Origin of the sequence: Streptomyces sp. NPDC005761 (genome assembly GCF_040630635.1) — a bacterium.
Taxonomy (GTDB): Bacteria; Actinomycetota; Actinomycetes; order Streptomycetales; family Streptomycetaceae; genus Streptomyces.
In genome coordinates this window covers 107,070-133,879 of sequence record NZ_JBEXXX010000016.1, presented here as the reverse complement: position 1 = coordinate 133,879, position 26,810 = coordinate 107,070, and the positions used below count along the sequence as shown (strand labels likewise).

Annotated in this window: 23 protein-coding genes, 1 pseudogene and 1 riboswitch; of the genes and pseudogenes, 5 read left to right on the top strand and 19 right to left on the bottom strand. The window is 71.6% G+C overall.

The genetic code is table 11. The features are described 5' to 3' along the window. Positions 1-2 precede the first annotated feature (2 nt). From ABZ434_RS17590 to ABZ434_RS17535, 12 genes are all read right to left on the bottom strand, one after another. Positions 3-1,247 (bottom strand): VWA-like domain-containing protein, encoded by a 1,245-nt coding sequence (locus ABZ434_RS17590; protein ID WP_359136899.1) that lies wholly within the window; start codon positions 1,245-1,247, stop codon positions 3-5. Beyond that, entirely contained in the window at positions 1,244-2,506 is a 1,263-nt protein-coding gene (locus tag ABZ434_RS17585) for an AAA family ATPase (RefSeq protein WP_359136896.1), read from the bottom strand. Before ABZ434_RS17585 ends, ABZ434_RS17590 begins: the two co-directional genes overlap by 4 nt. A gap of 69 nt (positions 2,507-2,575) precedes the next feature. Further along, on the bottom strand, positions 2,576-3,976 hold the full coding sequence (locus ABZ434_RS17580; RefSeq protein WP_359136893.1) for a hypothetical protein: 1,401 nt from the start codon (positions 3,974-3,976) through the stop codon (positions 2,576-2,578). A 181-nt stretch (positions 3,977-4,157) separates the two neighbouring features. Then, positions 4,158-5,609 (bottom strand): hypothetical protein, encoded by a 1,452-nt coding sequence (locus tag ABZ434_RS17575; RefSeq protein WP_359136890.1) that lies wholly within the window; start codon positions 5,607-5,609, stop codon positions 4,158-4,160. Positions 5,610-5,636: 27 nt separating this feature from the next. Then, on the bottom strand, positions 5,637-7,043 hold the full coding sequence (locus ABZ434_RS17570) for an NtaA/DmoA family FMN-dependent monooxygenase (protein WP_359136887.1): 1,407 nt from the start codon (positions 7,041-7,043) through the stop codon (positions 5,637-5,639). Between the two features lie 18 nt (positions 7,044-7,061). Then, entirely contained in the window at positions 7,062-8,288 is a 1,227-nt protein-coding gene (locus ABZ434_RS17565) for an LLM class flavin-dependent oxidoreductase (RefSeq protein ID WP_359136884.1), read from the bottom strand. A 72-nt stretch (positions 8,289-8,360) separates the two neighbouring features. Beyond that, positions 8,361-8,447, bottom strand: a complete 87-nt coding sequence (locus ABZ434_RS17560; RefSeq protein WP_359136989.1) for a putative leader peptide — start codon at positions 8,445-8,447, stop codon at positions 8,361-8,363. Positions 8,448-8,516: 69 nt separating this feature from the next. Continuing rightward, a riboswitch (SAM riboswitch) is annotated at positions 8,517-8,629 on the bottom strand. Positions 8,630-8,848: 219 nt separating this feature from the next. Then, positions 8,849-10,120 carry a sugar ABC transporter permease gene (locus ABZ434_RS17555; RefSeq protein ID WP_359136881.1) on the bottom strand — a complete coding sequence of 424 codons (1,272 nt, stop codon included), beginning with the start codon at positions 10,118-10,120 and terminating at the stop codon, positions 8,849-8,851. Then, the gene (locus ABZ434_RS17550; protein WP_359136878.1) at positions 10,117-10,896 is read right to left on the bottom strand and encodes an ATP-binding cassette domain-containing protein; all 780 of its coding nucleotides are present in this window, start codon (positions 10,894-10,896) and stop codon (positions 10,117-10,119) included. The genes ABZ434_RS17555 and ABZ434_RS17550 overlap by 4 nt, the downstream gene beginning before the upstream one ends. A gap of 127 nt (positions 10,897-11,023) precedes the next feature. Continuing rightward, entirely contained in the window at positions 11,024-12,112 is a 1,089-nt protein-coding gene (locus tag ABZ434_RS17545; RefSeq protein ID WP_359136875.1) for a substrate-binding domain-containing protein, read from the bottom strand. Between the two features lie 163 nt (positions 12,113-12,275). Further along, positions 12,276-12,728 carry an NAD(P)H-dependent oxidoreductase gene (locus ABZ434_RS17540; protein WP_359136872.1) on the bottom strand — a complete coding sequence of 151 codons (453 nt, stop codon included), beginning with the start codon at positions 12,726-12,728 and terminating at the stop codon, positions 12,276-12,278. A gap of 155 nt (positions 12,729-12,883) precedes the next feature. Further along, positions 12,884-13,021, bottom strand: a complete 138-nt coding sequence (locus tag ABZ434_RS17535) for a hypothetical protein (RefSeq protein WP_359136870.1) — start codon at positions 13,019-13,021, stop codon at positions 12,884-12,886. Between the two features lie 47 nt (positions 13,022-13,068). Between ABZ434_RS17535 and ABZ434_RS17530 the strand changes: the two genes are divergently transcribed. Then, positions 13,069-14,325 carry a four-carbon acid sugar kinase family protein gene (locus ABZ434_RS17530; RefSeq protein WP_359136867.1) on the top strand — a complete coding sequence of 419 codons (1,257 nt, stop codon included), beginning with the start codon at positions 13,069-13,071 and terminating at the stop codon, positions 14,323-14,325. 88 nt (positions 14,326-14,413) lie between these two features. On the opposite strand, the gene ABZ434_RS17525 is transcribed toward ABZ434_RS17530, so the two are convergent. The 3 genes and pseudogenes from ABZ434_RS17525 to ABZ434_RS17515 form a co-directional block, all read right to left on the bottom strand. After that, complete coding sequence (locus ABZ434_RS17525) at positions 14,414-14,719, bottom strand: hypothetical protein (RefSeq protein ID WP_359136994.1); 306 nt, start codon at positions 14,717-14,719, stop codon at positions 14,414-14,416. Positions 14,720-14,787: 68 nt separating this feature from the next. After that, positions 14,788-14,961, bottom strand: a pseudogene (locus ABZ434_RS17520) (cytochrome P450); the annotation flags it as partial. 16 nt (positions 14,962-14,977) lie between these two features. Further along, positions 14,978-15,763, bottom strand: coding sequence for an alpha/beta hydrolase (locus ABZ434_RS17515; protein ID WP_359136864.1), 786 nt, complete (start codon positions 15,761-15,763; stop codon positions 14,978-14,980). 334 nt (positions 15,764-16,097) lie between these two features. Between ABZ434_RS17515 and ABZ434_RS17510 the strand changes: the two genes are divergently transcribed. The 3 genes from ABZ434_RS17510 to ABZ434_RS17500 all read left to right on the top strand — a co-directional run bounded on the left by ABZ434_RS17510 (position 16,098) and on the right by ABZ434_RS17500 (position 20,005). Beyond that, positions 16,098-17,546, top strand: a complete 1,449-nt coding sequence (locus tag ABZ434_RS17510; RefSeq protein ID WP_359136861.1) for a Gfo/Idh/MocA family oxidoreductase — start codon at positions 16,098-16,100, stop codon at positions 17,544-17,546. A 26-nt stretch (positions 17,547-17,572) separates the two neighbouring features. Further along, positions 17,573-18,577, top strand: a complete 1,005-nt coding sequence (locus tag ABZ434_RS17505; protein ID WP_359136858.1) for an NEW3 domain-containing protein — start codon at positions 17,573-17,575, stop codon at positions 18,575-18,577. A gap of 228 nt (positions 18,578-18,805) precedes the next feature. Further along, positions 18,806-20,005, top strand: coding sequence for a cytochrome P450 (locus tag ABZ434_RS17500; protein WP_359136986.1), 1,200 nt, complete (start codon positions 18,806-18,808; stop codon positions 20,003-20,005). Between the two features lie 57 nt (positions 20,006-20,062). Here ABZ434_RS17500 and gap read toward each other — a convergent pair whose 3' ends face one another. From gap to ABZ434_RS17485, 3 genes are all read right to left on the bottom strand, one after another. After that, positions 20,063-21,061 (bottom strand): type I glyceraldehyde-3-phosphate dehydrogenase, encoded by a 999-nt coding sequence (gene gap, locus ABZ434_RS17495; protein WP_359136855.1) that lies wholly within the window; start codon positions 21,059-21,061, stop codon positions 20,063-20,065. Positions 21,062-21,170: 109 nt separating this feature from the next. Continuing rightward, positions 21,171-22,127 carry a helix-turn-helix domain-containing protein gene (locus tag ABZ434_RS17490; RefSeq protein WP_359136852.1) on the bottom strand — a complete coding sequence of 319 codons (957 nt, stop codon included), beginning with the start codon at positions 22,125-22,127 and terminating at the stop codon, positions 21,171-21,173. A 79-nt stretch (positions 22,128-22,206) separates the two neighbouring features. Further along, positions 22,207-23,619, bottom strand: coding sequence for an aminopeptidase P family protein (locus ABZ434_RS17485; RefSeq protein ID WP_359136983.1), 1,413 nt, complete (start codon positions 23,617-23,619; stop codon positions 22,207-22,209). Positions 23,620-23,804: 185 nt separating this feature from the next. Here ABZ434_RS17485 and ABZ434_RS17480 point away from each other — a divergent pair, with 185 nt between their 5' ends. Then, the gene (locus tag ABZ434_RS17480) at positions 23,805-24,788 is read left to right on the top strand and encodes a helix-turn-helix domain-containing protein (protein WP_359136849.1); all 984 of its coding nucleotides are present in this window, start codon (positions 23,805-23,807) and stop codon (positions 24,786-24,788) included. A gap of 60 nt (positions 24,789-24,848) precedes the next feature. On the opposite strand, the gene ABZ434_RS17475 is transcribed toward ABZ434_RS17480, so the two are convergent. Beyond that, positions 24,849-26,663 (bottom strand): ABC transporter ATP-binding protein, encoded by a 1,815-nt coding sequence (locus tag ABZ434_RS17475; RefSeq protein ID WP_359136846.1) that lies wholly within the window; start codon positions 26,661-26,663, stop codon positions 24,849-24,851. Positions 26,664-26,810: the final 147 nt, after the last annotated feature.

Sequence of the window (26,810 nt, the reverse complement as noted above, 5' to 3'; positions counted from 1 at the left end):
GTTCACGCGCCCCCGATGACCACCGTGCGTGCCCACGCGGGCGGTGCGTCCGGAACGTAGTCCGCATCGTCCTCGTCCCAGCCCTGCGTATCGGGCCGGTCGAACAGGCCCACCACCGTCCGGCAGGGCGGCGGCGATCCGGGCCAGGGCGTCTGGCCGTCGGTGAGGGCGACGATGACATCGGGCCGGGGCTGCGACCGGAGTGCCCGGGCGAAGCCCGCGCGCAGGTCCGTTCCGCCACCGCCGGCCAACGGGATCCCCTCGGCACGGCACAGGGGGTGCACGACGCGGATCGCCGCGTCGCACGCCAGGACGGTCACCAGGTCCCGCCGGCCGCCCACGGCACGGGAGATGGCGGCCACCTCCAGCAGCGCACTGCCCAGTTCGGTGTCGCTGACCGAACCCGAGGTGTCGATGACCACCGAGACCCGGGGCGGTCTGCGCCGCAGGCTCGGCAGGACGACACCGGCCACTGCGGTCGAACGCCGGGCCGGACGGCCGTACGTGTAGTCCTCCCCGGCCCCCGGACCGGACACCGCCGACCTGACCGCCGACCCCAGCAACTGCCGCCACGGCTGGGCCGGGTGGAACGCCTCCTGCGCCCATCTCCGCCACCCCTTCGAAACGTCTCCGGGCCGGCCGACGATGCCCTGGGCCACCCGGACGCGCACCGCGTCCCGCTCCTGAGCGCTGAGACCGTGGGCGCCGTCCGGCCCCAGGTCCCACTCCCGTTCCAGCCCGTCGGCGCCACTGCCGCAGTCCAGCCAGGCCAGGTGCTGCGTACGCGGTCCGAGCCGGAACTGCCGCAGGTACTCCTCCATGAGTTCACCGGCGGGCAGGTCCAGATGCCGTGGCTCGACAGCGCCCGCGGGCCGGACGAGGCCGTCGCCGAACACGTCGTCGTTGATCTCGCAGTCGGCGGCGATGTTCATCCGCAGCCGCTCCGCCGGACCGGCCGGACCGCCTTCGCGTACGAGCCGGTCGCTGCGCCCGTGATGGTCACGCAGGAGGTGCGAGACCTCGTGCACCCAGACGCCGGCGAGTTCTTCCACGGGTGTCCGGTCGACGAAGCCGGGCGAGACGTAGCACCGCCAGTGCCGGTCGACGGCCATCGTCGGGACCCGCCGCGACTCCACGGTGTGCAGGGCGAACAGCGCGGTCGCCAGGTAGGGGCGGGCCCGGGCGGCCTGGAGCCGGGCGGCGAAGAGCTTGTCGAGGTCCAGTGCCCCCGGTTCGCCCGGGGTCACCGGCGGGCCTTGGTCGCGACAGCGGCGCGGGCCGCCGCCTGTTCGGCGCGCCGGGAGAGTGACACGGTCCCGGCCAGTGCCTCGATCGACTCCGGCACGTCCCAGTCCTGCTGCCGCAGGGTGGCGAGTGTCGTCGCGGGGACGACGACCAGGTCCGGCGCTCCGGTCTCCAGCGCCCGGACCAGCAGGGCCCATGCCGCGTCCCAGCGGGACTTCTCCGGACTCCGGCGGACCGCCGCGACCACACCGTCGAGTACCGCCTGGCGCAGATCCCCCCGCTCGGGCAGGTCGGCGCCCACCGGGTCGGCCAGCAGGGCCTCAGGGTCCGGCAGGTCCATGCGGTCCAGGCTCGCCAGCAGCTCCAGTCCCGGCCCGTCCCCCACCGTTCCCCTGACCAGCAGGGACAGCACATCGCGCGAGGCTCCGGCCGCCGTCGCGAACGCGATCAACCGCAGCGTCATCTCCCAGCTCCGCGGGGAGGGCCAGGCTCCGCCCCGGCGTGTCTCCCCCCTGGGCAGCCGGTGAACGAGGGCCGGGCGTGCGGAGAGCAGACCGCACACGGCCCGGCGGGCGAAGTCCACGGCCTCCGTGAGCCGTTCGGCGGCGAGTCGGGGCAGGGTCGCCCGGGGCCAAGTACCGCCGAGGCCGCGCACGACGACGTCGTGGTCGTGAACCCATTGGAGGTGCACGAAGCGATTGGCGAGGGGCGGACCGAGCTCCCATCCGTCGGCCGCCGACGAGCGGGGGTTGGCGGCGGCGACGATCCGCACCCCGGGCGGCAGTCGAAGGGCCCCGACGCGTCGCTCCAGTACGAGACGGAGCAGGGCTGCCTGTACGGCGGGCGGGGCAGTGGACAGTTCGTCGAGGAACAGCAGCCCGCGGCCGGCCCGCACCAGGCGCACCGCCCAGTCCGGCGGGGCCATCGGGACGCCCTGTTGCGCGGGATCGTCACCGACGATGGGCAGCCCCGAGAAGTCCGAGGGCTCGTGGACGCTGGCGATCACGGTGGTCAGCGGGAGTTCCAGCGACTCGGCGAGCTGGGTGAGAGCGGCGCTCTTGCCGATCCCCGGCTCGCCCCACAGGAGTACGGGCAGATCAGCGGCGACGGCCAGCGTGAGGGCCTCCAGCTGGGTGTCGGCGCGCGGTTCGGTGGTGGTGGCGCGAAGGAGCGCCATCAGCTCGCCTGCGACATCCAGTTGGGACGCGGGAGCACGGTCGTGGCTGGGGCCGGTGGGCGCGGACAGCGTGGGTGTGGACATGTGTGATCACCTGGGGAGTCTCGGTACGGATATGGGCACGGCTCAGGGCGCGGGGCTACGGACCCCGGATCAGCGGAAGGTGGCGTGGCGCGGACGCCGGTACGGGTTGCGGGCGCGGGAGCGCGGGTGTTCCGGATGGGGGTGGCGGGACCCGGACCCGGCGAGGTCCGCCCGGAACAGTCCGTAGGCGATCCGCCGCGACGCCGCGGTCTCCAGTTCGTCCCGCAGCGGGCCGCTGCGCAGGATCGCGCCGGGGCCCAGCAGTCCTTCGACGACGGCCAGCGCGCCCTCGATGTCGCCGTGGTCCAGGCGTTCGCGGACACCTGCCAGGCAGTCCGGGCGGCGGTGGGCCTCGTCGATGGCCTGGAGACAGGGCATCGGCGTGCCGGTGAGGGCGGCCAGGAGTTCCTCACGGCGGACCTCGGCAGGGTCGTGGTCGAGTGGGGACAGGGTCCCGTCGACGAGGCCGATCCGGTGCTGCGCTCCCCCGCACTCCACGAGGCGCGACGGCGCGACCCCGTCGGCAACCGGTACGGGCCGCGCCGGCACGTGTTCCGGGATGAGCGCCCGCAGGACCAGCGGGTGCAGCCGGTCGGCCGCGAACGCCCCGCTACGGATCAGCTCCAGGTCGGGCAGTGCCCAGGTCGCGGCGTCGGGCAGCACCGCAAGCGCGGAGCCACCGCCGTCCGGGGGTGCCTGCGCGATCCGCAGTACGGGCTGCCCGGCTCCGTCACCGTACGGGTCCGACTCGAGGAACAGGCGGTGCCGGCCGCCGAACCGCACCACGAACGTACCGGTGGGCGGGGCGTCGGCGCGCAGGAGCAGGAGCGCTTCGGCCGCCCACCGTCCAGCGGCGCAGCGCCGGCCCGGCGGCACCCGCTCGGCCACGGCAGGGTCCACGGCATCACCGGGCGGGCGGTCCGCGCCGGACCGGATGCGCAGTTCGCCCACTCTGCGCGCGTCCCAGAGGTGGCGGTGCAGGTCCAGGCGGAAGCGCCGGCTGGGGCGGGGATGCGGATGGCGTCGGGCGCCCGCGTCGGAGCGGGATCCGTCCCACAGGGCGAGGCTGATGCGCTGCCCGGCGTCGGCCCAGGCGGGCGGGGTCCGGACCACGAGATGCACCGGGCCACGGCCGTCCGGCTCCTCGGCGTCGTACCGTGCCAGCGCGATCGTCAGCCCCGGGCGCAGCAACCCGTGCGGGGCGATCCTCGGCAGGTGCCAGCGCAGCAGATCCGGCACCAGATGGCGCAGATCCGCCCGTACCCGGGCGGCGAGTCCCCGCCCGTGGGTCCGGGCCAGGGAACCGAGCCGGAGATCGACGTCGATGCCCGCGGCAGCGCACGCACCTGCCCAGTCACCGGCCTGACGGCGGGCGGTCGCGGTCTCGATCATGGAGGGCGGCACGGCGAACTGACGCACGCGCAGCCAGAAGGAGAGGAAAGGGTCCCGATTCGCGTTCTGGGTGAGCATCAGCACTCACCTTGCGCGGACGGGTCCCCCAATCTGAGAACAGTGTGTGTCGTCATCGCGGGGGAGCTTAGCGGCCCGTACCGGTGCCCGCCACGTGTTTTCGCACGGGCCGCGACCCCCACGTGCGCCCGCGGGTGAGCGGGACCACAGCGGGACCGGCCAGGTGAGCCCGCCCGGTCGCTCACAGCCCCGCCACTGCCCATTTCGCTTGCGTGGACAGCGGGCTGAGCGCTTTCGCCGACTCCTTGCCGATGGTGTCCAGCAGAACCCTCGCGTGCGCCATGGTCGCGCGCGCGAGTTCCGCGTCGCCCGCCCCACCGGCGGCGAGCGTCAGCTCCAGGTGCTGTTCCGTGATCAGCCGGCCGAGGCCGCGTCGGTGCCATCCCGCCACGTCCGCGTCCGGCGCGGGACCGCCGAGGCCGACCGCCGCGCGCGCCCGTTCCAGGGCCCGGCCGGCAGCCGCGAGGTCGCCCTTGCGGCGCTCGAGGCGGGCCAGGACGTACGCCTCCGATGCCCGGTCGGATGCCGTGTCCTGCAGCGAGAGCAGGTTGAACTGGGCGCGGGCCGCCTGCGCGTGATCGCCGATGTCCTCCAGCGCGCGGCTCAGTTCGCGGAGCCGGTGCGCGTCCGGGCCCGTGTCGTCCAGCATGCGGATGAGCGCGACCCGGGCGTGCTCGACGCGGCCCTGCCGGTGCGCCAGGCGGGTCCAGGTGAACTCGCTCTCGGCCGCGACGTCCGACCCGTGGCGCCTTGATTCCTCGGCCCGGGCCCATGCCAGGGCCGTGCCGGTATCCGTGACCACCCCGGAGGTGGCCACCCGCAGCAGGGGGACGTCCTCGTCGTGTCCGTGCAGGGCGACCAGCACCGCGGCCAGCCTCCGCTCCTCGAACCGCTCGGTCCGCACCGTGCACTCGGCCCTCAACAGCGGACGCAGCAGCGGCAGGTCGCCGTCCCGTCGGTCGAACTGCGCGGCCCTCAGCACCCCCGCCCGCAGCACCGCGTCCCCTGCCGCCTCCTCCCGCGCGGCGGGGTCCCCGGAGCGCATCCGCTTCAGCACCTCCCGGCCCGGGCCGAGGACGACGTCACGCAGGCACATCCGGTAGGCCTCGCTCAGCCGGTACGCGCACAGCTCCGCCGAATTGAGCAGCAGGTGGTCCGGTTCGGTGCGCCGGGAGGCCGACTCCGTCATCGCGAAGAGCTCCACCAGCGGCCGGTCCGGGAGACCGAGGCCGGTGATCAACGCCGCTCGCTGTTCGTCCAGCTCGGGCGCGTACTCCTCCCGCGCCTCGGCGTCGGACACCTGCACCGCGGCGCGCATCGCCTCCTCGTCCAGCTCCTCCGAGAGGTTCTCGCACCATTCGGGCAGCCGGATCTGCATCTCCAGGGCCTCGCCGACACTGTCGGCGATCAGCACGGCGTCCCCTTCGGAGGAGGCGTACAGCACGGCCTTCCCTCCGGAGAGGAAGAACGTGCCTCCGGTGTCGTCGCCGGCGATCGGCTCCAGCGACGCACCGGACGCCAGGTGCACGTCCTCGACGTGGTACGCCCGGCCCACGTCGAAGCCGAAGGGGAAAGCCGCGGCTTCGGCCAGTTCGGGCCGGGTGCGAAGGAGTTCGAGGAACGGGTCGGTCATACGGCCGCAGCCTACCGACGGGGTCTGTCAGGAGGCCACGCGCTCGCCCGCCCTCGCGCCTTCGGGACGGCCCAGGCCGAGGTGGTCGCGCAGAGTCGTCCCCTCGTACTCCGTGCGGAACACTCCGCGCTCCTGAAGGAGCGGGACCACGGTGTCGGCGAAGACGTCCAGCCCGCCGGGGGTGATGTGCGGAACGAGGATGAACCCGTCGGCGGCGTCGGCCTGGACGAATGCGTCGATGGTCGACGCGACGGTGGCCGGTGAGCCGACGAAGGACTGGCGGCTGCCGGTCTCGATGACCAGGTCGCGGATGGACCAGTTCTTCGCGGCCGCGAGCTCCCGCCACTCCCGGGCGGTGGCCAGTGGGTCGCGGTACATGCGGACCTGCGCCCGGCCGCGGGCGACGGTGTGTTCGCCGAGGTCCGGGTCGATGTCGGGAAGCGGGCCCTCGGGATCGTAGGAGGAGAGGTCACGGTTCCAGACGAACTCGAGGTGCTTGATCGCGGTGGCACCGCTGACCTGTAGGCGGCGTACCTCGTGGGACAGTTCCTCCGCCTCGGCGTCCGTGTCGCCGAGGACGAAGGTCGCGGCCGGCAGGATCAGCAACTGGTCAGGGGTACGGCCGTGTCGGGCGAGGCGGCCCTTGACGTCCGTGTAGAACGCCTGCCCCTCCTTGAGGGTGCTGTAGCGGCTGAAGATCGCGTCGGCGCCCTCCGCCGCGAACTCGCGTCCCTCGTCGGAGTCCCCGGCCTGGAAGATCACCGGGCGGCCCTGCGGACTCCGCGGCACGTTGAACTGCCCTTCGATGTCGAAGTGCTGCCCCTTGTGCACGAAGGATCCGGCCCGCGCGTCCCGGAGGAAGGTGCCCGTCGCACGATCGGCGACGATCTCGTCACCGCGCCATGAGTCGAACAGTTCGTTGGCGGTGGCGAGGAACTCCTTGGCCCGGGAGTACCGCTCCTCCTGCGGCAGGTATCCGCCACGCCGGAAGTTCTCACCCGTGAACGCGTCCCACGAGGTGACGACGTTCCATGCCGCGCGTCCACCCGAGAGGTGATCGAGGCTGGCGAACTGGCGGGCCACCTCGTAGGGCTCGTTGAACGTGGAGTTGATCGTGCCGGTGAGGCCGAGGTGTTCGGTGACGGCGGCGAGGGCGGACAGCACGGTGAAGGTGTCGGGGCGTCCCACGACGTCCAGGTCGTAGATCTCACCGCCCTGTTCCCGCAGGCGGAGCCCCTCGGCGAGGAACAGGAAGTCGAACTTGGCGCGTTCGGCCGTGCGCGCGAAGTGCGCGAAGGAGCTGAACTCGACGTGGCTGCCCGCCGCGGGGTCGCTCCAGACGGTGGTGTTGTTGACGCCCGGGAAGTGGGCGGCGAGGTGGATCTGCTTGAGCGGCTTGCCGGTGCTGTGGCCGGCGCCGTTGCTGGTGCTCATGTGGGTGGTCCCTCCGGCTCAGACAGTGGCGTAGCGATTGGCGGGGCGGGCGAGTCCGAGCAGCCCGCGCAGGGTGTCGGCCTCGTAGGCGGTCCGGAAGGCGCCTCGGCGCTGCAGCTCCGGCACGAGCTTGCGGGTGATCGCCGGAAGGTCGTGGCCGATCACTGCGGGGCGCAGCCGGAATCCGGAGAGCCCGGCCCGCTGCCATTCCTGGAGAAGGTCCGCCAGTTGCGCGGGTGTGCCGGTGAAGATCTTCGCGTCGCTGGGGTACGGATGTCCCGCGAGGTCGTCCAGACGGTCCCGGCGGGCCGCCGCGGCCGAGGGGGTGTCGTCGAGGAAGACCACGAGGTCCCCGAAGATGTGGAGGAGTTCCGTGGCTCGCCCCGCCGCCGCCTGCTGGGAGCGGATCTCGTGGACGATGGCTCCGGCCTGGCCCGGGTCGTGCGGGGTGACGTAGCCGATGTCCGTTGAGCGTGCCACCAGTTGGAAGGGCACGCTCCGGTGCGCCAGGGCGCTGACGACCGGCTGCCCCTGCGGGGGCCGGGGTGTGATGGAGGGACCCTTGACGCTGAAATGCCGGCCCTCGAAGTCGGTGTAGTGGAGCTTGTCGCGGTCGATGAAGCGGCCTGTGGCTGCGTCCCGGATCTCGGCACCGTCCTCCCAGCTGTCCCAGAGGCGGCGCACCGCTTCGACGTACTCGGCGGCTTCCTCGAAGAGTTCGGCGGTCAGCGCCCGTACGGCCGGGGTGTCCAGTTCGTCGAGGCGAAAGCGCGGGAAGGCGCGGCGGCCGAAGTGGGCGGCTTCGTGCCGTCGGGCCGATACCTGGATGCGCACACCGGCCCGGCCCGTGCTCACGTAGTCGAGGGTGGCAATCGCCTTGGAGATGTGGAACGGCTCGGTGTGTGTGGCGACCACGGTGGGGACGAGGCCGATGTGCCGGGTCAGCGGTGCCACGCGGGCGGCGACGAGTACCGCGTCGAGGCGACCGCGCTCCTGGTCGGTGCGGCCGTCGGGCTCCGGGAACTGCGAGGACTGGAGCCCGAGGGCGTCCTCGATCGTCACGAAGTCGAGCAGGCCGCGTTCGGCCTCGCTGACGATGTCGGTCCAGTACGCGGCGGTGAGCAGTTCCCCGGGCCGGGCCTCCGGCTCGCGCCAGGCGGCCGGGTGCCAGCCCGCTCCGTCGAGCGCGACGGCGAGGTGCAGCAAGGAGGACAGGGGAGGGTGCGGGGATGACGATGCGGACACGAAGGGTGCCTTCCTGATCGACCGTGGGTGATCGCCGGACCTCGTCGGGAGGTTCGGCGTCGCGGGAACGGGTCAGGAACGACAGAGCGCGCCGGCGACGCGCTGGAGATCGATGTGGGGCCGGGAGTAGAGGTGGACGCGGCGCCGGGGGGCGAGCACCTTGACGAGGGGGCAGGACACCGGTGGCACGACCCTCGCCTCCACTCTTCCGGCCGGGCGGGCCCGGAGGCCTCGCGCTTGCGGAACCCGGACGGGCCCCGCCTGGTCGTCACCTGGAGCACCCCGCCGCGCGGGAGGGTTGCCGGTCAACAAGCCAGGGCTCGAAGCTGACGCTCATGACCTGTCCGGAACGCTACGCGCGACGCCCGCGCCGCGCAATGCCCGCCGGATCATGGTCGTGCTCACCCCGCCGGAAGTCCCAACACCGCGGCTGCGCCGACTGTTCCGTCCGGCCACAGTGACGCCGGGCCCAGCGCCCGCCACGCGGCGCTCGCGCCCGGCCCCCCCTTGCGCCGGGGCCTGACCGGAGCCCCGCGGCGCCGATGGCCCCGGGGGCGTAATCACGCGCGTCCCGCGGCCTTCTGACTCCGGCGGGAGACGGAGTCGACGACCACGGCCGCCAGCAGGACCGATCCCGTGATCATGAACTGGATGGCGTTGCTGACGCCCATGATGTTCATCCCGGACTGGATGGACCCGATCACCAGGGCGCCGAGCAGGGCCGACCACACCGAACCGCGGCCGCCGAACAGGCTCGTGCCGCCGATGACGGCCGCGGCGATGACGTTCATCAGGAGGTTGCCGCCGCCCGAGGTCTGACTCGCCGACTGGATCTGCCCGGCGAGGAAGAGGCCCCCGACCGCGGCCATGGTGCCGGCGATGGAGAAGACGGACATCCGGACGAACGGCACGCTGATGCCTGCCCGTCGCGCACCCTCCGAGTTGCCGCCGACCGCGAAGACCTTCCGCCCGTACGTGGTGCGTCGCAGCACGAAGTCCAGTACCACCAGCACGACAAGGAAGATCAGGAGGGCCAGTGGGAGGCCCTGGTACCGGTTGAGGATGTACGCGGTGGTGAAGGCGATCGCGGCGATGACGACCGTACGCAGCACGATCTCGGCGACGGGGCGGGACGGCACCCTCGCCGCCCTGCGGCGCGCGGCGTCCAGGAGGGAGGCCGCCAGGAACAGACCCACCCCGGCCGCCGCGGTCGCGTAGGCGGCAGCCGGGCTGTGGTAGATGGTGGAGTAGATCTCGGCGACGTTGGTGTCGCCCGGGATGTTGACCGTGCCGCTGGAGCCGAGCACCTGCAGCATCAGCCCGTTCCAGGCGAGGTTGCCCGCAAGGGTGACCACGAACGCGGGCACGCCGACTTTCGCGAAGAAGAAGCCCTGGATGAGGCCGACCGCAGCTCCGCCCAGCACGGCGATCAGGAGCGCCAGCCATTCGTTCATGCCGTTCATGACGTTGAGAACGGCGAAGATCGCGGCGCACAGACCGCTGACGGACCCGACGGACAGGTCGATCTCACCGAGGAGCAGCACGAAGACGATGCCGACGGCGATCATGCCGGTGCCGACGATCTGCTGGCTGAGGTCGGAGAGGTTCTGGGCCGAGAGGAACGTGCTGTTCAGGCTGCCGAACACCGTCCAGATGATGATCACGGCGATGACTACGGGGAGGGAGCCCAGTTCCCCGCTGCGCATCTTGCGCCAGAACTCCGCGGCGTACCCGCGGATGCCCTCCTCGCGGACGAGCAGGCGGGTGTCGATGGCGGGCATGGCGTCGTGGGCTGGTTCCTGGCCGTCGTCGTGTCCGGGTTCCCGTGTCATCGCTCCTCCTCCCGCTTACGGGCCTGGCGGCGGGTGACCGCGCTGTCGGAGGCCCCGGTGATGGCGGAGATGATCTCTTCGGTGGTCGTGGAACGCCGGTCGAAGAAGCCGTTGTTGCGACCCAGGCGCATCACCGCGATCCGGTCCGCGACCGCCATCACGTCCACCATGTTGTGGCTGACCAGGATGGTCCCCAGACCGCGCTGCCGGAGCCGCTCGACCAGGTCGAGGACCTCGGCCGTCTGCTCCACCCCCAGGGCCGCGGTGGGTTCGTCGAGGATGACGACCTTCGGATCGCCGATCAGGGACCGGGCGATCGCCACCGTCTGGCGCTGTCCGCCGGAGAGCGAGGCGACGGGGATGCGGACGCTCGGGATGCGGATGGACAGGGTGTCGAGCAGTTCGCGCGAGCGCTGGTCCATGCGGACCTCGTCGAGCACACCGAAGCGGCGCAGTTCGCGGCCGAGGAAGAGGTTGCCGACCACGTCGAGGTTGTCGCACAGGGCCAGGTCCTGGTAGACGGTCGCGATGCCGAGGTTCTGGGCGTCGTGCGGCCGGCTGATGGCGACCCGGCGGCCCTGCCATTCGATGACGCCCTGGTCCGGTGGGTTGACGCCCGCGATCGCCTTGACCGCGGTCGACTTGCCGGCTCCGTTGTCGCCGACGAGCGCGACGACTTCGCCGGGGTGGACCTCGAGATCGAAGCCCGACAGTGCCTGGACCGCGCCGAAGCGCTTGGAGATCCCCCGCAGAGTGAGCACAGGTGCTTCCGGCAAAGGAACCGCCTCCTGGGTCGTCCGCACGCACGGGCAGACGGTCTCTGCCCCCGCCGGACGAGCCGCGTGGTGCGGCCCGTCCGGATGTGTGGAGTCGGGAGTACTGATGTCGGTTCGCGAAGGGGGGCTACTGGAGTCCGGCCTTCTCGCAGGCGTCGGAGTAGGCGGGAGTACAGATCTCCTCGACCGAGTACAGGCCGTCCTTGACGACTGTGTCGTTGATGTTGTCCTTGTCGACCACGACCGGCGTCAGCAGCTTGGCCGGGACCTTTTCGCCGCTGCCACTGGTGACGGTGGTGGGCGTGAGGTTCTTGGGAACGTCCTTGCCCTGGGCGAGGTCGACCGCGATGGCGGCGGCGGTGTCGGCCTCCGGCTTGTACGGCTTCTCGACGGTGATGGTCTGGGTGCCGAGCAGGATCCTCTGGATCGCGTCGAGCTGGGCGTCCTGACCGGTCAACGGCACGTTGATGCCTGCTGCCTTGAGGGACGTGGCGATACCGGCGGCCAGGCCGTCGTTGGCCGAGTAGACACCGACGATCTTGTCCTTGCCGAGCGCGCTGATGGCACCGGACATCTGCTGGTTGGCGTTGTTCGGGTCCCAGTTCGGAGTGTCGTACTCCTTGCCGATCTTCACCTTCCCGTCGAGGACGGAGTGCGCGCCGGCCTTGAACTCGGCGGCGTTCGGGTCGGTCGGCGAACCGTTGTGCATCACGATCTCGCCGCTGCCGGCCTTGTCGCCCAACGCCGCAAGCAGCGCCTTGCCCTGCAACTCTCCGACCTTGCGGTTGTCGTACGAGACGTAGGCGTCGACGGGCCCCTGCGCGAGCCGGTCGTACGCCACGACCTTCACGCCGGCGTCCCGCGCCTTCTGCACGGAGGACTGGATCGACTTGGCATCCACCGCGTCCAGAATGAGCACCTGGTCGCCCTTGGCAAGCGCCGTGTTCACCTGCTGCTGCTGAGTGGTGGCGCTCTCGGCGGCGTTGTAGTAGTCGATCTGGGCGCCCGGCGCCAGCTCCTTGATCTTGTCCTCGATGTAGGGCCGGTCGAACTTCTCGTACCTCGTGGTCTTGCTCTCGGGCAGCAGCAGACCGATCTTGACTTCGTCCGCCTGGCGGCCCGCTCCCGGCTGCGCCGCGCCGCTGGTGGCCACCGCGCCCATCGACAAAGCTACCGCTCCGGCCAGGGCTATCGCGCTCCGCAATGTACGGGTCATGGGAGGCTCCTTCTCGTGCGGCGCCGTCCCTCCACCGGGAGAGCGCGGAAACGAAAATGTGCTTTTGGCCTACATATCGACATTAGCGGCATCGCCTGGACCGGCAAGCGGGTGACGTCGGCGGGCCGACGGGCCCTGCCACGGGGGGCGAAGGCAGGGTGGGTCAGTCCGCCAGGCCGGCGGCGAGGGTCGCCCCCAGCTCCCAGCACGCCTCGGTGTCGGCCTTGGAAGGTTCTCCCGTGACCGTCACCGCGTCCGCCGCACGGCGCCACCCCAGACCCGTCGTGATGGACTCGACGGCCCGCACGGCGCCGGTGACGTCGTTGCCGCCGTGCACGTAGTAACCGAAGGGACGGCCCCGCGTCGCATCCAGGCAGGGGTAGTAGATCTGGTCGAAGAAGTGCTTGAGGGCGCCGGACATGTAGCCGAGGTTGGCCGGGGTGCCGAGCAGCACGCCGTCGGCGGCGAGGACGTCCGATGCCGTCGCGGCGAGCGCCGCGCGCCGCACTACGCGGACGCCCTCGATCCCGTCGGTCGTCGCACCGGAGACGACGGCTTCGAACAGCGCCTGGCAGTTCGGCGAGGGCGTGTGATGGACGATCAGCAGAGTGGCCACACCCCGGAACCCTGCCGTGCGCGCCGCGCCGCCGCAAGCGAGAACCGCGCGCGGTGGCAGCCCGGTCGCGTCGGCCCGGCACCCCCGGCGCTCCGCGCGGCCCCGGGCGGCGGGCCCCCTGTCACTCCCGCGCGGAACCGGGTCACCGCGCCCGGTCAGAACCGGTGTCGAGCTGCTCGCAACGGCTGCGGAGCCATGGCGTCGACCGGCTCGGGCGGCCGCCGGCTGGGGAGGTGGTGGCCGGTGCCGTCGGGTACGAAACCGAAAAGGGCGTCCTGTGCCGTCGCTGTCATCGACCATTGACTCCGTCACGCATCAGCGGATCGACGGAGAGGTACGCATGGCATCCCGCACAGGCGCCCGGCGAGGCATCGGCATTCTCGCGGACGACCTCACCAGCGCCGGGGACGGGGCCGCCCCGTTCCGCCGGACCGGTCACGAGGCACGGATCCTGCTGTCTCCCGCCGCGACGGCTCCCCCGGGTGCCCCGGGCCCTCCCGCCGTCGTCCTCGCCCCGGGCGTGCACGCGGTCGACCTCGGGACCCGGCTGTCGGACGAGGACACCGCCGCCACGCGCACCGCGCAGGCCGCACGCCTGTTCACGAACTCCTCGCTGTTGCTCAAGACGGTCGACTCGACCTTGCGCGGGCACGTCGCGGCGGAGATCCGGGCCGCTCGGGCGGGATCGCGGCGACAGGCCGTCATCATCGCTCCCGCCTTCCCGGCGGAGGGCAGGGTGACGGTGGACGCGGTCCAGTACGTGCGGGGGGTGCCGGTCCATGAGAGCGAGTACGCCCGTGACCCCGTGCACCCGGTGCGGTGCTCGGACCTGCGGACGCTGTTCCCGGAGGCCGTTCCGGTCGGGCCGGACCGGGTGGCCGAGCTGCCCGGTCTGATCCGCCGGGGCGGCCTGATCGTCTGTTCGGCGGGGGTCGACGCAGACCTCGACCGCCTGGTGGCCGCGGTGCCGCACCTCGAGGACGTGCTGTGGGTCGGCTCCCCGGGACTGGCGGCCGCCCTGGCCCGGCGGTGCACTCGGGGCGGCGGTCCCGCACCCGCACCCGCCCCGGCCCGCCGACCGCTTGTCGTCGTCGGCAGCGCCAACCCGGCGACCCGGCGGCAGCTGGCCGCGCTCCACGCCCGGACCGACGTCGAGGGAGTCACCGTCGGTGACGATCCCGCCGCGGCGGTGGAGGCGCTGCGCGGCATGACTGCCCCCGTCCTCACCCTGCGGACACCGGATGAACGCCATGAGCCACAGGCCGCCCGGGCCCTCGCCCGCGCCCTCGCGGCAGTCGCACGGACCCTGACCGGCGAAGGCCTGGTGGACGCGCTCGTCGTCACCGGCGGCGAGACCGCCGCGAACGTGCTCCAGGCCCTCGGCATCGACGGCATCGATCTGCTGGACGAGCCCGAACCCGGCGTCGCCCGCGGGACCCCGACCGGACAGCCCTCCCTCACCGTCCTGATCAAGGCCGGCGGCTTCGGCGACGACCGGATGCTCCTGCGGCTGTGCCATCTGGTGCGGCACCCGGCCGACCCGCCTTCCGTGGGATCCGGGCCTCGGGTCCCTGGCCGGCCGACACCGTGTTCATGAGGGCCCGCGCTGGGGAGTTCGACGCCGTGGTCGCGCAGTACCCCGACCAGGCCTCATCCCGTCAAACACCTGGGGCTGGAGCACGGGGTCAACTGTCCTCCCGGGCCGGACGCGCCTCCAGGACGGAGAGCACCAGCACGTCCCGGGCCAAGCACACGACCTCGGGAGTGAGGGCCCCGCCCAGCTCGCGCAGCGCCCGGAGCCCTTCGGCCTCCGCTGCGAACAGGCCGTCAGCAGGGCTCTCCTGAAAGGCCTTCACGAACACGGGTGGCCCCTGGCGGCGGGTCGCGATGCCCGCCAGGGCAGCCACTCCCCCCTCGGCCGGCGTCACCGACACCACGTCATGCAGCCCGGCCCGGTGCAGGTGGTCCAGGAGCAGGGAGGGGGAAGACATGGGCAGGGACACTACAACATGGCGCCGTCGTCCCCCTCCTCAGTCCGCATGCGGCCGCGGAACTGATGTCAGGCACCTGCCATTCGCACGGGCAGCGACTTCAGTCCGTTGATGAAGTTCGAGACCAGGCGGCGTGGCGGTGCCGCGGGTCCGAGTGGGCCGGGCGGGAGTACGCGGCACGTCTCCTCGTACAGCACGCGCAACTGCGGGCGTGCGAAGTGCGCGCCCAGGCAGACATGGGGGGCCGTCACCGCCCGCTCACGCCGTCGCCTCGGCGTCCGCCCGCAGGAAGTCCTCCACCACCCGGATCAGGCCGAGCGGGGCCTCGTCCATCGCGTAGTGGCCGCACGAAGGGAGCTCCACCAGTTCGGCGTGCGGGAACCAGCGCATCCAGGTGGCCCGCTGCACGTCGGCGGAGAGGGCCGGGTCCAGCGCCCCCACCACCGCCAGGGCCGGCACCGGCGAACCCTCGATCCGGTCGTGGAAGTCCTCCCCCGCCCAGGAATCCAGCCAGGCACGGAAGGCCTTCGGGTCGCTGCACTCGACCGAGCGACGCACCATGCGATCCAGCCAGGCCGCCGGGCGCCGGCCGCCGGTGGTGATGTCGAGGATGGTCCGACGGTTGCCCGGGTTCTGCGCCGCCTCCGCGAACAGCTCCCACTGCTCGGGCGGCAGGGGCAGACCGGAAGCGGGAACCGGTGACACCCCGACGATTCTGCGCACCCGCTGCGGCGCGGCGGCCAGCGTCCGCTGAATGACGGAGCCGCCCATCGAGTGCCCGATCAGCGAGAAGCGGTCCCAGCCGAGCCGGTCGGCCAGCGCGAGCACGTCCGCCGCGCCCTCGGCCGTGGTGTAGGCGCCGTCCGCGTCCCTCGCCTCGCCGTATCCCCGCAGGTCCACCACCGCGTACTGGAACGAGGCGAGGTCGAGGTCCGGCACCACCGGGCCGTAAGCGGAGCGGTCGGCGAACCAGCCGTGCACCGCGATCACCTTGTGCGGGCCGTCGCCGTACAGGGCATGAGGCAGAACAGAGAATGCGGTCACGCCGGCTCCCGTCACGTGCGGCGGTGATCTGTCGGTCGACAGCCCGTCCGCACACGGTGACGGCTACCCACGACCCGCGCAAGGGTGCGTGCGGGGGACGTGCCGGGGGCGGCGGACGGCCGCAGCCACAGCCCGCGGGCACATTCCGGCGGCGCCTCGTCACCTCGTCGGCCCATCGGCCCGTCCACCCGCCCGGGACCTCACCACCACCACAACCCATGTTCATTAATGCTCGAAACCCAGCGGTGACGAACAACTCTTGACATGTCACAGTCGTTCCCGCGAGAGTCGTCCCCGCCAGTGATGCCGGTCGCGTATCGAGGAGCGTTGTCGCATGCCTGAAATCCCCGCAGTCTCACGCCGTTTGGTCCTGGGAGGAACGCTGGCCACGGGGGCGCTCGCCGTCGGGCTCGGATCGTCCGCACCCGCTTCGGCGGCCCCTGGCTCCGCAGCGGCCGCCGCCCTCACCTCAGCGGCCGCCCCCCGTCGGCGAGCCGGTCAGAAGTCCATGGTCAACGTCCCCTTCGAGCCCTACGCGACGGTGCGTGTCGGGGTGATCGGGCTCGGCAACCGGGGCTCCGGGATGACGACCGGCTGGTCCGTCATCCCCGGCTGCGTCGTGACCGCGGTCTGCGACATCCGCGCCGACCGCGCCACGCGCACGGCCGACCAGCTGGAGAAGGCCGGAAAGCCGCGACCGGCCCAGTTCGGCGGCTCCGCCGACAGTTACGCCGACATGCTCGAGCGCGACGACATCGACCTCGTCTACATCGCGACGCCCTGGGAGTTCCACTACGAACAGGGCAAGGCCGCGCTCCTGGCCGGCAAGCACGTGATCGTCGAGCTGCCCATCGCGACCGAACTCGACGAGCTCTGGGACCTCGTGGACACCTCGGAGCGCACCCGTAAGAACCTGATGCTGTCCGAGAACTGCAGTTACGGCCGCAACGAGCTGGCCATGCTCAAGATGGGCCACGAGGGCCTGTTCGGCGAGCTCACCAACGGTCACGGCGGATACCTCCACGACCTGCGCGCGCTGCTGTTCTCCGACACCTACTACACGGACTCCTGGCGCCGGCTGTGGCACACGCGCTCCACCGCCTCCTTCTACGCCATGCACGGACTGGCTCCCGTCGCCGCCGCCATGGACATCAACCGCGGCGACCGGATGACCACGCTGACGGCCACCGCGACGGCCCCGAAGGGACTCGCCGACTACCGCGAGCGCTTCATGCCGAAGTCGCACCCGTCCTGGAACGAGACGTACATCAACGGCGACCTGGTCACCTGTCAGATCCGCACGGCGAACGGCCGGACGATCCGGGCCGAACACGCGGTCAGTGCGCCTCGTCCGTACAGCCGGATCAACTCGCTGGTAGGAAGCCGCGGCATCTTCGAGGACTATGCGGGCACCTCGACGACCGACGCACGCGTCTACTTCGAGCCGGACCACAGCGGCGACACCTGGCGCGACTTCGACACGTACCGCAAGGAGTTCGACCACTGGCTGTGGAAAGAGCTCGGTGACGAAGCCGAGAACGGCGGCCACGGCGGCATGGACTACGTGCTGCAGTGGCGCACGGTCCAGCTGATGCGGGCCGGCCTGGTGCCCGACATCGACGTCTACGACTCCGCCTCGTGGTGCGCGCCCGTTCCGCTGAGCGTCATGTCCCTGGCCGCCAAGGGACGTCCGGTGGAGATACCGGACTTCACCCGCGGCTCCTGGGTCAACCTGCGCATGGGACTCGACTCGCGCACCACCGAGATGCCCCCCGTCGCCTGATGACCTCCCACCCCAAGGAGCACGCCATGAGACCGGCCCGACTGATCAACCCTCTCAGAGGCGCCGCCCTGGCGGCAGCGCTCCTCCTCGTTCCCGCGCAGGCGGCCTCGGCCGCGCCTGCCGCTACGCCCGCTGCGGCCGCCGAGTCGCAGACCGAGGTGACCGTCTCCCCCGTGGACCTCGACGGGCCGGCCATCTCGACGGTGAAGGTCACGGTGAAGAACTCCTCGCCGCAGCGCCTGCGTTCACTCAAGGTGTCGTTCGCCGGGCCCGTCGGATGGGCGGTCCAGCCGGCCGTGGCCGGTGTGGACGGCTCGCTGTCCACGGGCGCCTCGGCCTCCGCGACGTTCCGCATCCAGGTTCCGGAGAAGCGGTCCGGGTTCGTGATCCGCACGTTCACGACGACGGCGACCTACCAGGGCGGCGACGGCCTCGGCACCGCGACGGGTACCCGGACCGACCGGTCCGGATCTCCGCAGGCGAACCTCGCGGCGGCGTACAACGGTGTCGCCATCACGGACGAGTCCGCCACGACGGCCGGAAACTACGACGGCGAGGGCAACAGCTTCTCGGCGCAGAAGCTCGCCGCGGTCGGTCTGACGCCCGGGGCGAAGGTCGACGCGCTGGGCGCCACCCTGACGTGGCCGGACGTGCCGGCGGGCACGAAGGACAACGTGGCAAGTGCCGGGCAGGCCGTCTCGCTTGCAGGCCGGGGGTCCGCGCTGGTCTTCCTCGGTTCGGGCGTCGGAAGCGGTGCCACGGGCAAGGCCACCGTCTTCTACACCGACGGCACGACCACCACGGGCTCGTTCGGCTTCCCCAACTGGTCGTTCGACCCCGTCGACGCGCACGGCGCGACCCTGGTCAAGTCGACGGACGGCCGCAACAGGCCCGACGGCTACGGCAACGCCACGGTGAAGTACAGCGTGTTCGCCCACTCGATCGCGCTGGACCCGTCCAGGACGGTCGAGTTCGTGGTCCTGCCCGCGAACGGGAACGTCCACCTCTTCGACATGGCGATCGCTCCCTGACTCCCCTCGCCGTCAGTGCGTCTCCGGGCCCGTCACGCTGTGTGGCGGGCCCGGTCATGTCTCCGCCGGTCCCGTCGGCCGGGGCTCTGCATACTCTGTCTGTCGCAGGGGAGTTCGGTGTGCCCGCAGGGCTCTTCCTCCGTGGCTCCGCGCATCATTCACCCGACCGACTGGAGAACCCTGTTGAACACCCCACCGGTGAACGCCGCAGCAGGTGAACCGCACCGCATGGACCCCGCGGGCGGCTGTCCGCACGCGGCCAATGCCGGACTGCTGGCCCAGGGCGCCGTCACCTCGGTGATCCTCCCCGGCGAGGTGGAGGGCATGGCGGTCCTGGGTCACGACGCGCTCAGGGAATTCCTCTCGCACCCCGATGTCGCCAAGAACGCCCGCCACTTCGCCGCGCTCCAGGACGGTGCGATCGCCGACGGCTGGCCACTGAGGACGTTCGCGACGGTGCCGGGGATGACCACCGCCGACGGTGCCGACCACCGGCGGCTGCGGTCCTTGGTGAGCATGGCGTTCACCGCGCGGCGGGTGGAGGAACTACGGCCACGCGTCCTGGCGTTGACGACTTCGCTCCTGGACGGACTCGAAGGCGCGGCTGTCGATGGTGTCGTCGATCTGCGTGCGCACTTCGCGCTGCCGTTGCCGATGGGTGTCATCTGCGAACTGCTGGGCGTGGACGAGGAGCACCAGGACCGGCTGCATCAGCTGTCCAACAAGATCGTTTCCACGGACATCGCGCCTGCCGAGGCGATGGCGGCCAACCGGGAGATGGTGGAGGTGCTGGGCACGCTCGCCGCCACCCGGGCGGGGCGGCCCGGGGACGATCTCACCAGCGCGCTGACAGCGGCCCGCGAGGAGGACGGTGACCGGCTCGGCCCGCACGAACTGATCGGCACCCTGATGCTCACGATCATCGCCGGGCACGAGACGACACTGAACCTGATCAGCAACGCCGTCCGCGCCCTGTGCGCGCACCGGGATCAACTCGCCCTGGTCCGGTCGGGCGGGGCGGCCTGGTCGGACGTGGTCGAGGAGACGCTCCGCTGGGACAGCCCGGTGAGCTACTTCCCGTTCCGCTACCCGACCGCCGATCTGACGCTCGACGGGACGTTGATCCCCAAGGGGACTCCGGTCCTCGCGGGCTACTCCGCGGCAGGCCGCGACCCCAAGGCCCACGGCCCCGATGCCGAACGCTTCGACATCACCCGCGAAGGCGGCGCCCGGCACCTCTCCCTCGGTCATGGCGCGCACTACTGCATGGGCGCGCCACTGGCCCGGATGGAAGCCACTCTCGCGCTGGAGGAGCTGTTCGCGCGCTTCCCCGACCTCGATCTCGCCGTCCCGGAGGCCGACTTGCCACGACACGCCTCCTTCGTGGGCAATGGCGTGGACAGGCTGCCCGTGCGACTGCACGGCTGAGGCCGGGCCACTCGGGGGCGGCTCCCGGCAGCCGCCCCCCGCGGGCCCGGCACCCGGTCAGCCGTTGGCGAGGAGCTGGAGCGTGTCGATGACACGGTTCGAGAAACCCCACTCGTTGTCGTACCAGGCGACGACCTTGATGTGCCGGCCCTCGACGCGGGTGAGTGCCGAGTCGAAGATCGACGAGGCCGGGTTGCCCGTGATGTCGGACGAGACGAGCGCGTCCTCGGAGTACTCCAGGACCCCCGCGAGCGGCCCCTCCGCCGCGGCGCGGTAGGCCGCCAGCACGTCCTCGCGCGACACGTCGCGGGCCACGGTCGTGTTGAGCTCGACGATCGAGCCCACCGGCACGGGTACGCGGATCGAGTCGCCCGACAGCTTGCCCTCGAGGTTCGGCAGCACCAGGCCGATCGCCTTGGCGGCGCCGGTCGTGGTCGGCACGATGTTCACCCCGGCAGCCCGCGCGCGGCGGGCGTCGCGGTGCGGGCCGTCCTGCAGGTTCTGCTCCTGCGTGTAGGCGTGCACCGTCGTCATGAAACCGTGCTCGATCCCGGCGAGTTCGTCGAGCACCGATGCCAGCGGGGCAAGTGCGTTGGTCGTGCACGAGGCGTTCGAGACGATCGTGTGCAGGGCCGGGTCGTACGCGTCGGTGTTGACCCCGAACGCCAGCGTCACATCGGCGCCGTCCGACGGGGCACTGACGAGCACCTTCTTCGCTCCGGCGTCGATGTGGGCGCGGGCGGCCTTGGCCGACGTGAAGCGGCCGGTGGCCTCCAGCACGATGTCGACGTCGAGGGCGGCCCACGGAAGCTGCGCCGGATCGCGCTCGGCGACCACCTTGATGCGTCGGCCGTCGACGACGAGGACGTCCCCGTCGAGGGTCACGGGCCGGCCCAGCCGGCCGGCAGTCGAGTCGAAGGCGAGCAGCCGCGCGAGAGTCGCGGGCTCGGTGAGGTCGTTGACGGCGACGACTTCGAGGTCGCTGTCGCGCTCCAGCAGTGCGCGCAGCACATTGCGTCCGATGCGGCCGAATCCATTGATGGCGATGCGAGTCATGAGGTGTCCCTTCGTCCCTGCGGTTCGCCACCAAGGTTCGCTCGCTGCACCCCTGTCGTGGCAGAGGCGTGGGCGCCACGGTTCGAAAGGATCGCGCCACCGGCGCCGGCTACTCGGCTCTGGCGAACGTGCGCCGGTACTCGCTCGGCGTGGTGCCCAGGATGCGCTGGAAATGGAGGCGCAGATTGGTCCCCGTACCCAGTCCGGTCTCGGCGGCGATCTGCTCGATGCTCTGCTCCGAACGCTCCAGCAGTTCACGGGCGACGTCGATGCGTGCCCTCATGACCCACTGCATCGGGGTGTAGCCGGTGTCCTCGACGAAACGCCGCGAGAGCGTGCGCGGCGACACCGCCGCATGCCGTGCGAGCGCGTCGAGGGTGAGGGGCTCGCCGAGGCGGTGCAGCGCCCACTCGCGAGTCGCGGCAAAGCGTTCGCCGAGTGGTTCGGGCACGCTGCGCGGGACGTACTGAGCCTGGCCGCCGCTGCGGTAGGGCGCCGCCACCAGCCGCCGGGCCGCGTGGTTGGCGGCGGCCACCCCGAGGTCGCCGCGGAGGATGTGGAGGCACAGGTCGATCCCGGAGGCGGCGCCCGCCGAGGTCAGGACGCTGCCCTCGTCGACGAAGAGCACGTTCTCGTCGACCCGGACGAGGGGGTGCTTCGCCGCGAGCGCCCGAGCGTAGTGCCAGTGGGTCGTCGCCCGCCTGCCGTCCAGCAGGCCCGTGGCGGCGAGGGCGAAGGCCCCCGTCGAGATGGCCGCGAGGCGCGCGCCCCGGGTGTGTGCGGCGACGAGCGCGTCGACGACGGGCTGCGGCGGGTCGTCGCGGTCCGGAAACCGGTAGCCGGGGATGAAGACGATGTCGGCCCACTCCAGCGCGTCGAGACCGTCGGCGACGTGGTACGACAGCCCGTCACCACCGGTCACGAGGCCTGGTGCCGCTCCGCACACCCGTACCTCGTACGGCATGCTCGCGCGGGTGGTGAACACCTGCGCCGGGATCCCGACATCGAGCGGCTTCGCGCCCTCCAGGACGAGGACGGCGATGCGGTGAAGACGGGAGGCTGACACGGGACAAGCGTACGAGGGGCCCGGCCGTGCCGGTGAACGGGCCGGGGCGCGTCGGCGCGGCCGGGTTCCTCGTCCGTGCTCAGCCCGCGAACCGGGCCATCCACGACTCGACGTCGTCGGCCGAGCGCGGCAGACCCGCCGACAGGTTCTCGTGACCGTCCTCGGTCACGAGCAGGTCGTCCTCGATCCGGACGCCGATGCCCCGCCATTCCCCGGGGACGGTGAGGTCGTCGGGCTGGAAGTACAGGCCGGGCTCGACCGTGAGCACCATGCCCGGCTCCAGCACGCCGCCGACGTACTCCTCGTGCCGGGCCTGGGCGCAGTCGTGCACATCCAGCCCGAGCATGTGTCCGGTGCCCGCCATGGTGAAGCGGCGCTGGAGGCCGAGTTCGTACGCACGCTCTGCCGGGCCCTCGATGAAGCCCCACTCGACCAGCCGGACCGCCAGGTGGCGCTGGGCCGCCTCGTGGAAGTCGCGGTAGGCGGCGCCCGGCTTGACCGCGGCCATGCCGGCCTCCTGGGCCTCGTACACCGCGTCGTAGACCTTGCGCTGTACGGGAGTGAAGGTTCCGCTGATCGGCAACGTGCGTGTGACGTCGGCGGTGTAGAGGGTGTGCGTCTCCACTCCGGCGTCGAACAGGAGCAGCTCGCCCGGGCGTACCGGGCCGTCGTTGTCCGTCCAGTGCATGATCGTGGCGTGATCGCCCGCCGCGCAGATGGTGCCGTAGCCCACGGAGTTTCCCTCCAGGCGTGCACGGCGCAGGAACGTGCCCTCGATCCACCGCTCGGACGAGGCGACCGCTCCGGAGAGTTCACCGACCGCGTCGGTGAACCCGCGCACGGTGGAGTCCACCGCCTTGCGGAGCTCGCCGATCTCCCATGCGTCCTTGACGAGACGGAGGTCGCTGAGCGCCTCTTCGAGGCCGGCGTCGCGCTCCTCGTCGGTGCTGACCGCGGCCTCCAGGGCCGGGTCGACCCCGCGGACGATCCGGGTCGGCACGCCGGAGGCCGCCGCCAGGTCGCGGGCCGCGGTGCGGACGTCGCGGCAGGGCAGACCGAGGACCCGTTCCGACTCGGCGAGTGATCGGCGCCGGCCCATCCACAGCTCCGCTGTGGGCCCGGTCCAGAACTCGTCGTTGTCCCTGCTGTCCCGAGGCAGTTGGAAGCAGTAGGCGTCGTGGCCGCCGTCCGGGCGCGGTTCCAGCACGAGGGCCCCGTCCCGGGCCCGGTCCCCCGTCATGTGCACGTATCCGGAGTGCGGGCGGAAGGGGTAGGTGTCGTCGTTCGACCGGACCTTGAGATTTCCCGAGGGGATCACGAGACGTTCGCCGGGAAAGCGCGATGAGAGCGCGGCTCGGCGAAGGGCCGCGTGGGGTGCCTGCTCGTCCGGCGGCAGGTCGTGCTGCTCGGTGTCGGCCCACCCGGTCCGCATCAGCGCGGACAGTTCCTCGGAGATCCCTGAGTAGAGACCGTTCTTTCGGCCCTTCGCCACGTCGTGCTCCTTCATCGGGACGTCCTGGAAGGCGAGGGCCCCCGGGAGACCTCCGGACCGCCCTCGCTGCCGCCGGCCGGCGGCGGCTCACGGACGGTATCCCGGCCCGCACGACGGTGGCGCCCAGTTCCGCCACTGGCACGGATCGGCCACTCACCGGTCCTGAGCAGCCGATAATGTCTCGTATGACGAACGTTAAACTCGGCGAAGCCCTGCGGCTTCTGGGCATCGGCCAGGCGGCGAGCCAGGTCTACCTGGCGCTGATGGAGCTGGCCCCGGCCCCGCTGGCCGCGATCGGATCCGCGGCCGGCCTGGACCGTACGGAACTCGCCGCGGCGTACACGACGCTGGTGGACGCGGGTCTGGTCAGCGCCGCCGAGGAGCGGGAGGACGTCGTGGCCCCGGTTCCGCCCGCCGCGGGACTGGAGCTCCTGGCCCGGCACCGGGCGGCCGAGGTCGAGGAATCGCGCATCGCCGTCGGGGGCGCGTTCGAGTCGTTCCGGCGGCAGCGGCTGGCCGCGTACAACGACCATCTCGTCGAGGTGGTGACCGGCGATGCCGTCGGCCCCAGGATCCGTCAGGCGTGGGCGAGTGCCCGGGACCAGATCCGGCAGTTCGACTCGCCGCCGTACTTCCCGCTGCCCGGGGCCACGGACGACGCGCTGGCCACGCTCGCCCGCGGCGTGACGCAGCGTGTCGTGTACTCGCGGCAGTCGCTGGAGCATCCGGGCCGTCTGAAAGATGTCATCGAGCCGTGTGTCAAGGCCGGTGAACAGGCCAGGGTCCTGCCCTCCGTGCCCGTCAAACTCGTCATCATCGACGATGCGTACGCGCTCGTGTCCTTGTCGATCAAGGAGGCCGACGTGCACAACACGACGCTGGTCGTGCAGCCGTGCGGGCTGTTCTCCGCACTCGTGGCGCTGTTCGAACAGTCCTGGCAGAACGCCCTGCCGTTCCACGGCCACGCCACCCGGCCGGGCGGGCTGCCGCCCGCCGACCGCCGGCTCCTGTGGCTCCTCGCCGGCGGCGCGAGCGACGACGTGATCGCCCGCGAGATGGGTATCAGCCGCCGGACACTCTTTCGCCGCCTGTCGGTCCTGATGGCGCGGCTGGGTGCCGCGAACCGCTTCCAGATGGCTCTGCAGGCACAGCGTTCGGGGTGGCTGTGAGAGGGGCGGCCGCTGAGGTGGAGGCGGCCGGAGCCCGTCTCGGGCCCCGGCCGTTCCCGTTCAGATCAGGCCGGTCTGCGGCTGGGCCGGGTCGTCGAGGAAGCCGCCGGACTGGTGCTTCCACAGGTTCGCGTAGGCCCCGTCCGATGCGAGCAGCTCGTGGTGCGAGCCCTGCTCGATGATCCGGCCGCGGTCCAGGACCACGAGCCGGTCCATGGTGGCGACCGTACTCAGCCGGTGCGCCACCACGAGCGCCGTGCGCCCGTCCATGAGCTGCCACAGCGCCTCCTGGACGAGGATCTCGCTCTCCGAGTCCAGAGCGCTCGTGGCCTCGTCGAGCAGGAGGATCGGCGCGTCGCGCAGGATCGCCCTGGCGAGGGCGACACGCTGGCGCTGTCCGCCGGACAGCTTCACCCCCCGCTCCCCCACCATCGTTTCGAAGCCCTCGGGCAGCGCGTCGGCGAACTCGGTGACATGTGCGGCCTTGGCCGCGCGGCGGATCTCGGCGTCGGTGGCGTCGGGCCGGGCGAACGCGATGTTGTCCCGCAGCGTGCGGTGGAACATCGCCGGGTCCTGCGGAACATAGGCGATCATGCTGCGCAGGTCGGCCTGGCGGATCCTGCTGATGTCCTGACCGCCGATCAGGATCCGGCCGCCGTCGATGTCCGTCATCCGCAGCAGCAGCCGGCTGAGCGTGGTCTTGCCGCCGCCGGACCGGCCGACGAGGCCGATCTTCGCACCGCTGCGCACGGAGAGGTCGAGGGACTCGAAGAGCGGCGGCGCTCCCGCGTGGGCGAACGTCACCTGCTCGAAGCGTACGTCGGCCGCCCGGGACAGCAGCGGTTCCGGTGACTCCGGGTCGCGCAGGGCCGGGGGCGTCAGCAGCAGTTCGGTGAACTGGGCCGCCTCCGTCATCGAGCTTTCCAGCCTGCGGTAGATCTGGTTGAACTCGAACATGATCCGAGTCGCGTTGGAGTAGTACATGAAGGCGACGACAACCGCCTCCACGCTGTTCCCGCCCCCGCTGAGGACAACGGCGAGCAGCAGGCCCAGGGCGTTGGTCAGCACGGACATCGGGGCGACCAGCGTGTCGATGCGGAGGTTGCCGTAGTCCCAGGAGCGCAGTGTGAGCCGCCGCGACTCCGCAACCCGGGAGCGGTGCTCGGCAGCCTCCCGTCCCTCGGCCGCGAACGCCCGGACCGTGTCCATGTTCATCAGGCTGTCGGCCACGTGGCCCGACACCCGGGCGATCGCCTCCTCGCGCTCTCCCACGAGGGCCTGTCGGCGGCGGATGAGAGGCGCCGCGCAGAGTGCCGTCGCCGCGATCATCGTCAACAGGACCACGACGAGGAGTGGTTCGTAACGCCACAGCACCACCGAGCCGAAGATCAGCGGCACGAAGCTGCCCACCACGGAGAACGTCAGCGTGTCGACGAACTCCTCGAAGCGGGAGGCGAAGCTCAGGACCCGCTTGGTGAGGGACCCGGCGAAGTTGTCGTGGAAGAACGAGGCGTCCTTGGCGTACAACTCGTCCATGCCCTGCACGTACAGGTGCTCGATACCGAGGGCGTCGAGGCGGTTGAGGAAGTGCACCCCGACGCGCCAGCAGGCCTCCGCGAGGAGCAGCACGCCGGCGAAGGCGAGGACGTAGGGGAGCATCGAGCCGATGTCGTCGTCTCCGTCACCGGCGATGTGGCCGACGAGCTTCGCGACGACGAGCGGCGCGACGTAGTTGATGCCGGTGTTGCCCAGTGCCGGCATCAGCATCGCGGGTAACGTAAGCCGTTTTCGGCGGGCCAGCTCCCTTCCGTAGTAACGAAGTGCGAGGAGCACGGAGCCCCTGCCCGGCGCTTCGTGCGATTCAGGCGATCCCATAGCAACCCTGTGTGGTCGTGCGGCCGCCCGCCACGTCCTGCTGCGGGAGGAGGCGCTTGCCCCACCGGCCGCGCGGAGTTCCGGTTTCGAGTGGAGTGCCCTCGCCGGGGGTGGTCCTGCGGCACACGGCGCGCGGCGGTGTGCCGG

Excerpts from the sequence above, each read along its gene's own strand:
- ABZ434_RS17585 (WP_359136896.1), bottom strand. The coding sequence starts at position 2,506 with ATGTCCACACCCACGCTGTCCGCGCCCACCGGCCCCAGCCACGACCGT.
- ABZ434_RS17580 (WP_359136893.1), bottom strand. The coding sequence starts at position 3,976 with ATGCTCACCCAGAACGCGAATCGGGACCCTTTCCTCTCCTTCTGGCTG.
- ABZ434_RS17575 (WP_359136890.1), bottom strand. The coding sequence starts at position 5,609 with ATGACCGACCCGTTCCTCGAACTCCTTCGCACCCGGCCCGAACTGGCC.
- ABZ434_RS17570 (WP_359136887.1), bottom strand. The coding sequence starts at position 7,043 with ATGAGCACCAGCAACGGCGCCGGCCACAGCACCGGCAAGCCGCTCAAG.
- ABZ434_RS17555 (WP_359136881.1), bottom strand. The coding sequence starts at position 10,120 with ATGACACGGGAACCCGGACACGACGACGGCCAGGAACCAGCCCACGAC.
- ABZ434_RS17545 (WP_359136875.1), bottom strand. The coding sequence starts at position 12,112 with ATGACCCGTACATTGCGGAGCGCGATAGCCCTGGCCGGAGCGGTAGCT.
- ABZ434_RS17535 (WP_359136870.1), bottom strand. The coding sequence starts at position 13,021 with ATGACAGCGACGGCACAGGACGCCCTTTTCGGTTTCGTACCCGACGGC.
- ABZ434_RS17530 (WP_359136867.1), top strand. The coding sequence starts at position 13,069 with ATGGCATCCCGCACAGGCGCCCGGCGAGGCATCGGCATTCTCGCGGAC.
- ABZ434_RS17525 (WP_359136994.1), bottom strand. The coding sequence starts at position 14,719 with ATGTCTTCCCCCTCCCTGCTCCTGGACCACCTGCACCGGGCCGGGCTG.
- ABZ434_RS17510 (WP_359136861.1), top strand. The coding sequence starts at position 16,098 with ATGCCTGAAATCCCCGCAGTCTCACGCCGTTTGGTCCTGGGAGGAACG.
- ABZ434_RS17505 (WP_359136858.1), top strand. The coding sequence starts at position 17,573 with ATGAGACCGGCCCGACTGATCAACCCTCTCAGAGGCGCCGCCCTGGCG.
- ABZ434_RS17500 (WP_359136986.1), top strand. The coding sequence starts at position 18,806 with ATGGACCCCGCGGGCGGCTGTCCGCACGCGGCCAATGCCGGACTGCTG.
- gap (WP_359136855.1), bottom strand. The coding sequence starts at position 21,061 with ATGACTCGCATCGCCATCAATGGATTCGGCCGCATCGGACGCAATGTG.
- ABZ434_RS17480 (WP_359136849.1), top strand. The coding sequence starts at position 23,805 with ATGACGAACGTTAAACTCGGCGAAGCCCTGCGGCTTCTGGGCATCGGC.
- ABZ434_RS17475 (WP_359136846.1), bottom strand. The coding sequence starts at position 26,663 with ATGGGATCGCCTGAATCGCACGAAGCGCCGGGCAGGGGCTCCGTGCTC.